Genomic DNA, 12,217 nt, shown 5'->3' with positions numbered 1-12,217 from the left:
GAGTAGGTGAATACGCTGAGTGGCTCCAAAGAAGATGCTGTGAACCGCGGGTTCTCCCTGGTGGTTTGCAGCATTTTCTCCTTTGAAATGTCCTCCCAGCGACATTAGGGAATGACCTATCGTCCAAAGTGACGATGCTGCAGCGCAGCGGCGATCGGAAGATCGAGGCAACTACTTTTGAATGACAAATGACTAGCGCTCCCTCTTACGTTGCTCCCCACGGCCTGCTCAAAGACAAAACTGTGCTCGTTACCGCTGCTGCTGGCGCCGGTATCGGCTTTTCAGCTGCAAAACGGGCAGCAGAGGAGGGCTGCAAGGCCTTGTTCATCTCCGACGTGCATGAGCGTCGGCTGGCCGAAGCCGTGGAGCAGATCAAAAAGGATACGGGTTTACACCAGGTCTTTGGCAAGCTCTGCGACGTGAGCAAGGAAGAGCAGGTTCAGGCGCTGATCTCCGAAGCCGACAGCGCCATGGGCGGTATCGATGTGCTGATCAATAACGCGGGTCTGGGCACCAGTTGCAAGGTCGTCGACATGGGCGATGACGAGTGGAGCAAGGTCATCGACATCACGCTGACCGGCACCTTCCGCATGACGCGCGCAGCGCTCAGGCTGATGCAGCCACGCGGCAAGGGTGTGATCGTCAACAACGCATCGGTGCTGGGCTGGCGCGCTCAGACCGAGCAGGCTCACTACGCGGCCGCCAAGGCGGGCGTGATGGCCCTCACACGCTGTTCGGCGCTGGAAGCGGCCGAATTCGGCATTCGCATCAACGCCGTGGCACCTTCCATCGCCATCCACGCCTTTCTCAAGAAGTCCGCCTCTGAAGAGCTGCTGGCCAAGCTGTCCGAAAAGGAAGCCTTTGGTCGGGGTGCCGAGCCCTGGGAAGTAGCCAATGTGATGATCTTCCTGGCCAGCGACTACTCCTCGTACATGACGGGTGAAGTGGTGTCCGTCAGTTCGCAGAGGGCCTGAGCATGAATGCAGTCGCAGGCAAGATGCTGTTTGACTCGGCAGCCTCGGTGCAGGCATCGGTGGGGCGTCAGCTGGGTGAGACCGAATGGGTGCAGATCACGCAGGAGCGCATCAATCAGTTTGCCGATGCCACGGGCGATCACCAATGGATTCATGTGGACCCCGAGCAGGCCAGGAACGGCCCGTTCGGCGCCTGCGTGGCTCATGGATATCTGACGCTGTCTCTGGCCAATCTGTTTTTACCTCAGTTGGTCAGCTATCAGGGGCTGAAGATGGGCGTCAACTATGGTTGCGAGAAGGTGCGTTTTCCGGCTCCGGTGCTGGTGAACAGCTTCGTGCGTGGCAGCGGCGAGGTGGTGGCGGCGACGCCTATCGGGGAAGACGGCGTACAGGTCACGATCCGAATCACCGTACAGGTCAGGAATCAGGATAAACCCGGCTGTGTGGTTGAAACCATCAGCAGGCTGTTCTTTATCCAGGAAAATTGAGTGTGTGCAAGCGCCTGCTTCGGTGGGCGATTGCATTTTTTGTGAAGAGGGATGAGCTGCCGACAGAGTAGCCGACCTCGATACGGCAGCAAAAGCTGCCCAGGGCGCGACGACAAGAAAGTTAGGAGACAAAGACATGAAAGACGCAGTCATCGTTTCGACGGCACGTACCCCCATAGGCAAGGCTTACCGTGGTGCCTTCAACGACACCGAAGCCCCGGTGCTGGGCGGACACGTCATTCGCGCGGCGCTCAACAAGGCGAACGTGGCTGGTGCGGATGTGGATGACGTCATTTTGGGCATTGCCGCGCAGCAGGGCACGCAGGGCTACAACCTGGGGCGTCTGTGCGGCTACACCGCCGGCCTGCCGGAATCCGTGGGCGGAATGGTGATCGATCGCATGTGCGCATCGGGCCTGATGAGCATTGCCACGGCTGCCAAGGGTGTCATGACCGGCGAGATGAATATCGCTGTGGCCGGCGGCCTGGAGTCCATTTCCCTGGTGCAGAACAAGTACAAGAACTCGTACCGGGCCCAATCGAAGGCGGTGCTGGCCGCAGAGCCCACAGCCTACATCCAGATGATAGAGACGGCCGAGCTGGTCAGCCAGCGTTACGGCATCAGTCGTGAAGCCCAGGACGAGTACTCGCTGCGCAGCCAGCAGCGCGTGGCAGCCGCACAGGCCCGTGGTCTGTTCGACGATGAAATCGTGCCGCTGACCACGGTCAAGCAGCTGTTTGACAAGGAAGGCAATGTCACCGGCAGCGAGGAAGTCACGCTGACCCGCGACGAGGGCAACCGTGCGGACACCACGCTTGAGAGTCTGGCCAAGCTCAAGCCTGTATGGAAGAACGGCCAGTGGGTGGAGCAAGGCCAGTTCATCACGGCCGGCAATGCATCCCAGCTGTCTGACGGTGCCAGCGCCTGTGTGGTGATGAGTGCCGACGAAGCCCGCAGTCGCGGCCTCGCGCCTTTGGGCATCTATCGCGGCGTGGCCGTGGCAGGCTGCCGTGCCGATGAAATGGGGATCGGCCCCGTCTATGCCATCCCCAAGCTGCTCAAGCAGCATGGGCTGACGGTTGGCGACATCGGCCTGTGGGAAATCAACGAGGCATTTGCCTGCCAGGTGATCTACAGCCGCGACAAACTGGGCATTCCCGATGAGCGCCTGAACGTCAACGGCGGCGCGATCTCCATCGGCCACCCCTTCGGCATGTCGGGCGCACGTCTGGTTGGTCACGCCCTGCTGGAGGGGCGTCGCCGCGGCGTGCGTTTTGTGGTGGTGAGCATGTGTATTGGCGGCGGCATGGGCGCTGCCGGCCTGTTTGAGTTGAGCTGATCCGATCTGTCTGCAACCAACCTTCAACCAAGGAGTTGAACATGATGGACAGCGCTTTCGCCAAGATGGGTTTTTCCACCTACACGCCAAGCTCCATCGCTTGCGTGATCAAGGATGTGCCCATATTCGACACCCCGGCCCCCGTGCGCGCATCGGCCGATGCACCCTTCGTGAGCGCCGAGCAGTTCAGTGCGCTGATCAGTCAGCTCTATGAAGCTGCCATGGATCCGGAAGGCTGGAAGCCTTTTCTGGAGACTCTGCGTCTGCAACTGGGAGGCAATTACGCCTCGCTCATAGTGCGCCCAGGCTCCGCCGATGATGTGGGGCTGATCGTCTCGGCCGCAGGCGACCGCCGCGATCTGATGCCGAACTGCCCCAAGATCAGCATGAGCCCGTTTCGCAGCATGCCTACCGATCGTATCGTGACCGTGGGGGATGTGATGCCCGAGTCCGAGTGGCGCGCCTCAAGCTACTACAACGACTGGTGCAAGCAGTTGCAGGTGTTCCACGTGATGGCTGCCGACATCGTCACCAAGGACAGCTGCGTCTATGGTCTGCGCATCACGCGGCCCGAAGGTGCCCCGGCTTTCAACAAGCAGGAGCGTGCCTTTGGCGCCATGATGCTGCCGCATATCAAGCGCGCGCTGAACCTGCATCTTTCGGTGAACCAGGACCGTCAGGTCATCTCCCTCTACAGCAAGGCCACGGCCCAGCTGATGGTGGGGGTGGTCATCCTCGATCAGAACGGCAATGTGCTGGAGTGCAATCCCGCTGCGGCCAGCATTCTGGACATGCAGGACGGTCTCAAGATCTCCGGCGGCATGCTGGAGGCCAACTACGCCAATGACAACCGCAAGCTGCAGCGCCTGATCAAGGATGCGCTCATGCATACCCAGGTCTCGCGCCTGTCCATGACCGAAGGCATGTCGGTCAGCCGGCAGTCCGGCCAGCTCAACTGGGGCGTGGTGGTGCAAAGCATTTCTCCCGACGAGTGGACCGAGGGCAAGCAGCGTCCCAGTGTCGCCGTCTTTGTACGCGACACCGGCGGCAAGGCCGACCCTCCCGTGAAGCTGGCTCAGCAGCTGTTCCAGCTGACGCCGGCCGAGACTTCGCTGGCCATTCAACTGGCCAACGGCCTGTCGCTTGAAGAGGCTGCCGAAGCGCTCAACATCCGCCGCAACACGGCGCGAGCCCATCTGCGCTCCATCTTCTCCAAGACGGGGGTGCGCCGTCAGACCGAGCTGGTGCGCATCTTCCTCAACAGCGTGGCCTGGCTGGGGAACAAGTGACCACGGTTGGTGGAAATAAAAAGCGGGCTTCGGCCCGTTTTTTTGTATATGGAGCAGAGCCGGGCAGTCTGCTTTCAATCCTGACCGTGGAAAATTCCTCGCGACAGCATGTCGATGGGAGGCCCGGATTCAGGCCGCTTGTGATCGGGCGTGGAGCAGCCTCGACTCATTGAAGGCCAGGTCAGGTCAGGCCGAAATGGCGCCTATGCAGAAATGACTTTACGGTTGCAGGCAAGCCCAGCGATTGTGGTCCATGCATTCCTTGGCGAAATCAATCTCCAGGCCCTGGAGTTTGCTTGCGCACAGCTTGTCCGCGCAGCATGGCCACATGGTCTCCCTGGCTTGCTTCTCATATATTTCATCCGCGCAAGTTCAATCGTTTGAAAACAAGCTGGCGGTCGCGGTGCGAATGCCTTCCAGAGCAAGATAACCCCCGCCCCTCACTAGAGAAACCAAGGCAGAATGACGTGCGCGAGGGTGAGTATCCGGTGTTCCTACGGAAGAAAGCACTTGCATGGCTAAACAGAAGAAATGTGACCGGCTCGCTCAAATACAGCAACGACATGAAACTATTTCGCAAGCCTGCTCTTGATCACTTCAACTTCATTTCTGGTGCGCCCTATGCAATGCTCTTGGTGGGTGGGATTATTGCGCTGTCGATGACAGTGATCTGTACCGTCGTCCTCTATCAGAGTCGGCTGGATGCAATGGAGCATGCGATAGAAACATCACGCAATGTTGCCCTTCTTGCTGAAAATGACGTGGTTCGGAACTTCGAGCTCTATGCACTGTCGTTGCAAGCCGTGGTCGATGGACTCAACGACTCCGAGGTGATGGCCGCCTCGCCGCATTTGCGTAATGCGGCCTTGTTCGACAAGGCCGCGACCGCGACCTATCTGGGATCCATCCTGGTTCTTGACGCAGACGGAAAAATTGCCCTCAATGCAGGGGTCGAGAATTCGGTGAATGGGCATTACTCGGATCATGACTTTTTCAAGGTGCACAAAGAAAGCCCAAGCATCGGGCTCTACGTGGGGGACCCTTATTCATCCGCGCTGCATGGCGGCTCCCTGAGCATTCCTCTGAGTCGTCGGATTTCCCATGCGGACGGCTCTTTTGCCGGCATTGTGCTGATAGATGTTCAGCTGGAGTACTTTCAGAAACTGTTTTCTGCGCTTTCGCTAGGTAAACACGGATCGCTGGCCTTGATAAGGAAAGACGGAGCCATGATGATGCGGCAGCCCTTCGATGCAAAGGTCATCGGGCGCAATATCCGCAATGCAAGCACGTTCAAGCAGTTCATGTCGGCACCCGAAGGCAGTTTTTCGGATACGTCGTACCTTGATGGGGCCCAGCGGGCGTATTACTTCAAGAATCTGCCCAGCTTGCCATTCATCATCATGGTGGCCAAGGCGCATTCCGATATTTACGCGGTCTGGCGACAGAGAGCCTTGCTGATTACCTCTGTCATGGGGATGCTCACCATGGCTTTCATTGGCCTGTCCTTCGCTTTCGGAGTGCAGCTCAAACGCCGCATGTGCGCAGAGTCTGAATTGGCGATGCTGGCACGTACCGACGGCCTGACTGGCTTGAGCAACCGCCGCAAACTCGATGAAATCATCGATCACGAATGGCGCAGGGCAAAAAGGAATCACAGCGCTTTTTCGCTGTTGTTCGTGGATATCGATTGGTTCAAGGCCTATAACGACACTTACGGGCATCAGGCCGGGGATGCTGTTCTGGCGACCGTGGCGAAATGCATTGGCGATAATATTCGGCGCCCGGAAGACAGTGCGGCACGCTATGGAGGTGAGGAATTCATCGTGGTGTTGCCCGACACGCCCCTGGATGGAGGGGCGCTCATTGCCGAGAATATTCGTGCGGCGATCGCACAGCTTGCCATTGCGCACACTGGAAGCGAATTCGGGTGCGTCACGGTCAGCATAGGTTGTGCTGCCTGGGTGCCGGCAAGAGATCTGGATATGCCGACGATTTTGCGTTCGGCCGACAAGGCGCTGTACAGCGCCAAGATGACGGGCCGTAACAAGGTCGCTTTGTCAAGCGCGTATTCATAATAGTGCTCCGCAAACCCTTGCCTGGCTTACCGGCGTGGCGCAAGGGGCCTGGTGCCTACCGGACTTGCCTTGCGTTGAAGCATGCACCCCGGTTCTCGGCCAACGGCATTTGCCCGGCAAGGAGAACTGCATACAAAACTAATAGCTGCAAGCGCTTGATATCAATAGATGGCAGCATTGAAAGTATCTGAATTCCATTGATATATTGTGCTGGCAGCTTTTATTTTGATAGTGGCTGTCTCAGGCAGTTGCTCGGGCGCATGCCTTGCTCAGGCGCATGCCTTGCTGGCGCGCAGCGCCGCAATATCTGCCCTGGCATAGCCCAGGGATGCGAGCACGGCATCGGTGTCCTGCCCGATCCTGGTTCCCGGTGTGGGGCGGCGCGCTGGGGTGCGTGAAAAGCGTGGGGCCGGTGAGGGCTGGCGCTGGGTACTGCCGTCCACTTCCAGATCGACGAACAGATTGCGCTGGGCGTTGTGTGGATGAGCGGGTGCCTCGGCCAGGCTCAGTACCGGGGCAAAGCAGACATCGCTGCCTTCGAGCTCTTCGCTCCACTGTGCCTGCGTCTTCCTGCGCACGATTTCGGCCACGCGGGCCTTGACTTCGGGCCAGTCGGAGCTCTGGTACTGGCGCCTGGGGTCCACATCGCTCAGGCCCAGCTTTTGCAGCTGCAAGGCATAGAACTGCGGCTCGATGGCGCCCAGGGTGATGTGCTTGCCATCTGCGCACTCGAATACTTCATAGAAGGGTGAAGTGTTGAGAAAGTGATTCTGTGCGGGATCGTCCTTCCAGTAGCCCATGCCGCTGCGCATCTGGTGCATCAGACCACTCATGGCGCTCACTCCGTCGATCATGGCTGCGTCCACCACCTGGCCCCTGCCGGATTGACGAGCCTCGTGCATGGCGCACATGATTCCGAACAGCAAGAACATGGCACCGCCCGCCATATCGCCCACGATGGTGGGCGGCAGCACGGGAGCTTGGCCGGGGCGCATGGAGGTGGACATCACGCCCGTCAGCGCCACATAGTTGATGTCATGGCCTGCGGCCTGGGACAGGGGGCCGGTCTGCCCCCAGCCGGTGACGCGGCCAAAGACCAGGCGCGGCGCGCGGCGGGCGACTTCCTCGGGACTGAAGCCTAGGCGCTCCATCACGCCGGGTCTGAAGCCCTCGATGAGCGCGTCGGCAGACTCGATCAGCTTCCAGGCGGCGGCGCGTCCGCCCTCGGACTTGAGGTCCAGCGCGATGGATTTCTTGCCCCGGTTCTGCGCCATGCGCGGGTAGCGGGATGCCGCAGCATGGTCTGCGCTGCGCTCGATGAGAATCACTTCGGCACCCATATCGGCCAGCATCATGCCGGCAAAGGGGGCAGGGCCTATGCCTGCAAATTCGATGACGCGCATTCCGCTCAAAGGCCCCGGGCTCTGGCCTTGAAAAGGGTGTTCTGTACTCAAGTCGGTCTCCTGTTTTTGTCTGCGACTTTTCTATCTTGTGGATCCTGCCGGTTTTGGACCCGTCCGTTTGGAGTATGTCCGGGGTGAAAGCCAGGCCAACACTGGACATTCCATAAAAAAAGGAGAGCAATACATGTTCAGGCTGGATGGGAAAGTGGCGCTGGTCAGCGGTGCCGGGCGCGGCATGGGGTTCGGCATCGCGCAGGCGCTGGCCGCGCAGGGCGCGCATGTGGTGGTGAACGACTTTCATCAGGACCGCGCCGAGAGTGCGGCAAGTCAGCTGCGCGAAGCGGGATTGAAGGCATCGGCACAGGCGGCGGATCTGACGGATCGCGACGCCATTTTTGCCATGGTGCAGCGCATTCGGGACGAGGTCGGTGTGGTCGATATCTTTGTGCACAACGCCGGTATCCCGGCCCAGGGCTGGGGCTACACGCCGTTTCTGCAGTCGCCCGAGTCCGAATGGAACGCCTGGCTGCAGCTCAATCTGCATGGGTTGATGCATGCCTGCCAGGCTCTGCTGCCCTCCATGCAGGAGCAGGGCTGGGGGCGCATTGTGGCCATCAACTCCGACGCGGCGCGCACGGCCACGGGCATGGGGCTGTGCGCCTATGGTGCAGCCAAGGCGGCCGCGATTGGCTTCATTCGCAATCTCTCGGGCGAAGTGGGCCCGCACGGGGTGACGGCCAACGCTCTGTCGCTGGGCACCATGAACAACTGGGAAGGCTCGGAGAAGATTGCCAGAAAGGGTACGTCCGTGGGCCGGGCAGGATCGCCCCAGGATGTGGGTGCGGCCGTGAGCTATCTGGCATCGACCGAGGCTGAGTGGGTCAACGGCCAGGTGCTGCCGGTCAACGGCGGTGGTCTGGTGGCCTGAGTTCAGCAGCCGTCCTCAACAGCCTTCCGGTGCAAGCCGGAAGGCTTTTTTGTCACTCATGGGACCGCGAGTTGTGGCAGCGAAGGCGACAGAGCCTCCGGTGCGGGCATTCTGGCGGCGCAAACCAGCTTTCGCGCCCGGCGGTGCAAGCCATGTGCCACCAGGGGCGGTTGCGGCCGGTTTTTCTCATAGTCTGCCCCTAGTCCGAATCAGGTAGGTTTGGGCAAAAGCCGTATGGCAATCTGAAAAAGAACTCGATAACAACCTGGTGATTTGAGGAAAGCAGATGGAGGCATTGATCTTCGACCATGTCCGAACCCCCCGAGGCAAGGGCAAGCCGGATGGAGCACTGCATGAGGTGACGCCGGTCTGGCTGGCCGCGCAGCCGCTGGTGGCGCTGCGTGAGCGCAATCGGCTCGATACGGCGGTGGTGGACGACGTGATCATGGGCTGCGTGGTGCCCGTGGGCGAGCAGGGTGGCAATGTGGGCCGCATGGCGGTGCTGCAGGCCGACTATGCGCAGAGCGTGGCCGGCGTGCAGCTCAATCGCTACTGCGGCTCGGGCCTGGAGGCGGTGAGCTTTGCCGCGGCCAAGGTGATGGCCGGCCAGGCCGACATGACGATTGGCGCCGGCGTGGAGATGATGTCCCGCGTACCCATGGGCTCCGATGGCGGCGCCTGGGCGCAGGACCCGCAGCTGGCCAGCAAGACCTATTTCGTGATGCAGGGCATCTCGGCAGACTTGCTGGCATCGCTGCGCGGCCACAGCCGCCGTGATCTGGACGAGTACTCGGCCGAAAGCCACCGCCGCGCGGCCAAGGCCTGGACGGAAGGTCGCTTTGACCAGTCTGTCGTTCCCGTCAAAGACTTCCTGGGCATGACGCTGCTGGAAAAGGACGAGACCATTCGAGCCGAGACCACCGCCGATTCGCTGGCCGCCCTCAAGCTCGCTTTCACCGAGATGGGCCAGAAATACGGTTATGACAGCGTGGCGCTGCAGCGCTATCCGCAGGTCGAGCAGATTCACCATCATCACCATGCAGGCAACAGCTCGGGCATTGTCGACGGTGCGGCTGCCGTGCTGATCGGCACGGCCGAGGCCGGCGCCAGGCAGGGCATGAAGCCCAGGGCCCGCATCCGCGCCTTTGCCAGCATCGGCTCCGAGCCGACCTTGATGCTGGATGGCCCGGCCCATGCCGCACGCAAGGCTTTGGCCAGGGCGCGAATGCAGGCTTCGGACATTGATCTGTGGGAACTCAACGAGGCCTTTGCCACGGTGGTGCTGACCATGATGGAGGAGCTGGACATTCCCCATGAGCGCATGAACGTCAACGGCGGAGCAATCGCGATGGGCCATCCGCTGGGGGCCACCGGCGCCATGATTCTGGGCACGGTGCTGGACGAGCTGGAGCGCACTGGCAAGCGCACGGCGCTGATCAGTCTGTGCGTGGCTGCTGGCATGGGCTCGGCCATGATCATCGAACGCGTGTGAGTGAGGGAGCACAAGTCATGACAACGGAAATCATTCGCTACGCCGTAGATGAGGACGGCATTGCCACGCTGACGCTGGATTACCCCGGCAAGACCATGAATGTGATCGACCAGGCTTTCATGGACAGCCTGGAAGCCTGTATCGCACGCATGCACGGCGACGACCGGGTGCGCGGCGGCATCATCACCTCGGGCAAGGACAGCTTTGTCGCGGGGGCCGACCTGATGGGCATGGAGGCCAATATCGACGCCATGGCGGACATGCCCATCGAGGAACTGTTCGCCTCCTGCGCATCGTTGTCCAGGCTGCTGCGCAAACTGGAGACCCTGGGCAAGCCGCTGGTGGCGGCAATCAACGGCATGGCATTGGGCGGCGGCTATGAAATCTGCCTGGCCTGCCACTACCGCATTGCAGCCGATGCACCCACGGTCATGGTCGGTCTGCCCGAGGCTCAAGTGGGCTTGCTGCCCGGTGCCGGCGGCACCCAGCGTCTGCCGCGCATGATCGGCATTCTGGCCGCCATGCCTTTTCTCATGGAGGGCAAGCAGCTGCAGGCCGTGAAGGCCAGGGAGGCCGGACTGGTGGACGAGGTGGTGGCTCCCGAGCAGTTGCTCGGCGCTGCCAAGGCCTGGCTGCTGGCCAGTCCCACGGCGGTGCAGCCCTGGGATGTGAAAGGCTTTCGCATCCCCGGTGGCGGCCCGCTGGATGCGCGCGTGGCACCGGCTTTCGTGGTGGGCAACACCATGCTGCAGGCCAGGACCTTTCACAATATGCCGGCGCCGCTGTGCATTCAAAGCTGCATCTACGAAGGTTGCCAGCTGCCCATGGACAAGGGCCTGCGCATCGAGAGCAAATACATGGCCACGCTGTCGCGCAGTCCCGTGGCGCGCGGCATGATTCGCACGCTCTTTGTCAACAAGGCCAAGGCCGAGAAAGGTATGCACCGTCCTGCAGGCTTGGAGCCCTTCCAATGCCGCAAGCTGGGTCTGATAGGCGCAGGCATGATGGGCGCGGGCATTGCCTTGGTGGCCGCCCAGCGCGGTATTCAGGTGGTGCTGATAGACCGGGATCAGGCAGCTGCGGACAAGGGCAAGCAGTACTCCGAGAAGACACTGGCCAAGCAGGTGGACAAGGGCCGCCAGAGCCGCGAGAAGGCCGATGCCATCCTCGCTCGCATCACTCCCGGCACTGATTACGAGTTGCTGCGAGATGCCGATATGGTGGTCGAAGCCGTGTTCGAAGACCGTGCCATCAAGGCTGAAGTGACCCGTAAGCTGGACACCGTGCTGTCGCCTGGCTGCGTGCTGGCCAGCAACACCTCGGCCCTGCCCATCAGCCTGCTGGCGCAGGCGAGCGACAGGCCCGATCGCTTTATCGGCCTGCACTTCTTCTCGCCGGCCGACAAGATGCCGCTGGTGGAAGTCATTCGCGGCAAGCAGACATCGGATGCCACGCTGGCGCAGGCACTGGATTTCGTGGCTCAGCTCAAGAAGACGCCCATTGTCGTCAACGACAAGCGCGGCTTTTTCACCAGCCGCTTCATCGGCGCGTTTGTGGATGACGCCATCGGCATGGTGGCAGAAGGCATTGCCCCTGCATTGATAGAGAACTGTGCAAAGCATGCGGGCATGCCCGTGGGGCCGCTGGCGATTACCGACGAGCTGTCGATTGATCTGTCCAAGCATGCGGGCGAATCCCAGGCCAGGGAGTTCCCAGGGGAATACAAGCCCGGTCGCTCCGTGCCGGTGATCGGCAAGCTGTTCGAGCTGGGCCGTCTGGGCCGCAAGGTGGGCAAGGGCTTCTATGACTACGATGAAAGCGGCAAGCGCATCTGGCCGGGCCTGGCCGAGCATTACCCGCTGAAAGACCTGCAGCCCAGCGCGCACGACCTCAGGCAGCGCATTCTCTATGTGCAGGCCGTCGAAGGAGCGCGTGCCATGGAAGAAGGCGTGCTGCTGGCGCCGGCCGATGGCGACATCGGCTCGATTCTGGGAGTGGGCTTTCCCGCCTATACCGGCGGCCCCTTCTGCTTTATCGACGGCATAGGTCTGCCGCAGTTCGTGGCCGAGGCCGATCGCCTGGCAGATCTGTTTGGCGAGCAACTGCGCCCGCCTCAGCTGCTGCGCGATATGGCGGCCAGGGGCCAGACCTTCTACGGCAAGAGCGCAAGAGCCTGACAAGAGCACAAATGTGCCGTTAGGGGCGGGCCAGGGCTCGCCCCATGTGCAG

At 61.1% G+C, this 12,217-nt stretch carries 9 protein-coding genes; 8 read left to right on the top strand and 1 reads right to left on the bottom strand.

The window, feature by feature from the left end; translation table 11 throughout:
• Positions 1–188 precede the first annotated feature (188 nt).
• From AAIL66_RS11815 to AAIL66_RS11795, 5 genes are all read left to right on the top strand, one after another.
• Entirely contained in the window at positions 189–974 is a 786-nt protein-coding gene (locus AAIL66_RS11815; protein WP_034378317.1) for an SDR family oxidoreductase, read from the top strand.
• Positions 975–976: 2 nt separating this feature from the next.
• Positions 977–1,462 carry a MaoC family dehydratase gene (locus AAIL66_RS11810; RefSeq protein ID WP_034378318.1) on the top strand — a complete coding sequence of 162 codons (486 nt, stop codon included), beginning with the start codon at positions 977–979 and terminating at the stop codon, positions 1,460–1,462.
• Positions 1,463–1,598: 136 nt separating this feature from the next.
• A complete protein-coding gene (locus tag AAIL66_RS11805) occupies positions 1,599–2,801 on the top strand; it encodes an acetyl-CoA C-acyltransferase (RefSeq protein ID WP_034360206.1) in 1,203 nt (400 codons plus the stop codon).
• Between the two features lie 41 nt (positions 2,802–2,842).
• A complete protein-coding gene (locus tag AAIL66_RS11800; RefSeq protein WP_034360209.1) occupies positions 2,843–4,090 on the top strand; it encodes a LuxR C-terminal-related transcriptional regulator in 1,248 nt (415 codons plus the stop codon).
• Positions 4,091–4,716: 626 nt separating this feature from the next.
• Positions 4,717–6,165, top strand: coding sequence for a sensor domain-containing diguanylate cyclase (locus AAIL66_RS11795; RefSeq protein ID WP_238585716.1), 1,449 nt, complete (start codon positions 4,717–4,719; stop codon positions 6,163–6,165).
• Between the two features lie 269 nt (positions 6,166–6,434).
• On the opposite strand, the gene AAIL66_RS11790 is transcribed toward AAIL66_RS11795, so the two are convergent.
• On the bottom strand, positions 6,435–7,568 hold the full coding sequence (locus AAIL66_RS11790) for a CaiB/BaiF CoA-transferase family protein (protein ID WP_059440856.1): 1,134 nt from the start codon (positions 7,566–7,568) through the stop codon (positions 6,435–6,437).
• 184 nt (positions 7,569–7,752) lie between these two features.
• Here AAIL66_RS11790 and AAIL66_RS11785 point away from each other — a divergent pair, with 184 nt between their 5' ends.
• The 3 genes from AAIL66_RS11785 (at position 7,753) to AAIL66_RS11775 (ending at position 12,165) form a co-directional block, all read left to right on the top strand.
• On the top strand, positions 7,753–8,496 hold the full coding sequence (locus AAIL66_RS11785) for an SDR family oxidoreductase (protein WP_034378320.1): 744 nt from the start codon (positions 7,753–7,755) through the stop codon (positions 8,494–8,496).
• Between the two features lie 286 nt (positions 8,497–8,782).
• On the top strand, positions 8,783–9,988 hold the full coding sequence (locus AAIL66_RS11780) for an acetyl-CoA C-acetyltransferase (RefSeq protein WP_343496816.1): 1,206 nt from the start codon (positions 8,783–8,785) through the stop codon (positions 9,986–9,988).
• Between the two features lie 17 nt (positions 9,989–10,005).
• A complete protein-coding gene (locus AAIL66_RS11775; RefSeq protein WP_343496815.1) occupies positions 10,006–12,165 on the top strand; it encodes a 3-hydroxyacyl-CoA dehydrogenase NAD-binding domain-containing protein in 2,160 nt (719 codons plus the stop codon).
• The last annotated feature ends 52 nt before the right edge of the window (positions 12,166–12,217 follow it).

The organism is Comamonas sp. F1-6, from assembly GCF_039581415.1.
In the GTDB taxonomy this organism is placed as follows: Bacteria; Pseudomonadota; Gammaproteobacteria; order Burkholderiales; family Burkholderiaceae_C; genus Comamonas; species Comamonas thiooxydans.
Note: the sequence above shows the minus strand (reverse complement) of the source record. Positions and strands in the feature narration are given on the sequence as shown.

Bases quoted from the DNA above. Each gene is read 5' to 3' on its own strand.
- AAIL66_RS11810 (WP_034378318.1), top strand. From the start codon at position 977: ATGAATGCAGTCGCAGGCAAGATGCTGTTTGACTCGGCAGCCTCGGTG.
- AAIL66_RS11775 (WP_343496815.1), top strand. From the start codon at position 10,006: ATGACAACGGAAATCATTCGCTACGCCGTAGATGAGGACGGCATTGCC.
- AAIL66_RS11800 (WP_034360209.1), top strand. From the start codon at position 2,843: ATGATGGACAGCGCTTTCGCCAAGATGGGTTTTTCCACCTACACGCCA.
- AAIL66_RS11795 (WP_238585716.1), top strand. From the start codon at position 4,717: ATGCTCTTGGTGGGTGGGATTATTGCGCTGTCGATGACAGTGATCTGT.
- AAIL66_RS11780 (WP_343496816.1), top strand. From the start codon at position 8,783: ATGGAGGCATTGATCTTCGACCATGTCCGAACCCCCCGAGGCAAGGGC.
- AAIL66_RS11805 (WP_034360206.1), top strand. From the start codon at position 1,599: ATGAAAGACGCAGTCATCGTTTCGACGGCACGTACCCCCATAGGCAAG.
- AAIL66_RS11815 (WP_034378317.1), top strand. From the start codon at position 189: ATGACTAGCGCTCCCTCTTACGTTGCTCCCCACGGCCTGCTCAAAGAC.
- AAIL66_RS11790 (WP_059440856.1), bottom strand. From the start codon at position 7,568: ATGCGCGTCATCGAATTTGCAGGCATAGGCCCTGCCCCCTTTGCCGGC.
- AAIL66_RS11785 (WP_034378320.1), top strand. From the start codon at position 7,753: ATGTTCAGGCTGGATGGGAAAGTGGCGCTGGTCAGCGGTGCCGGGCGC.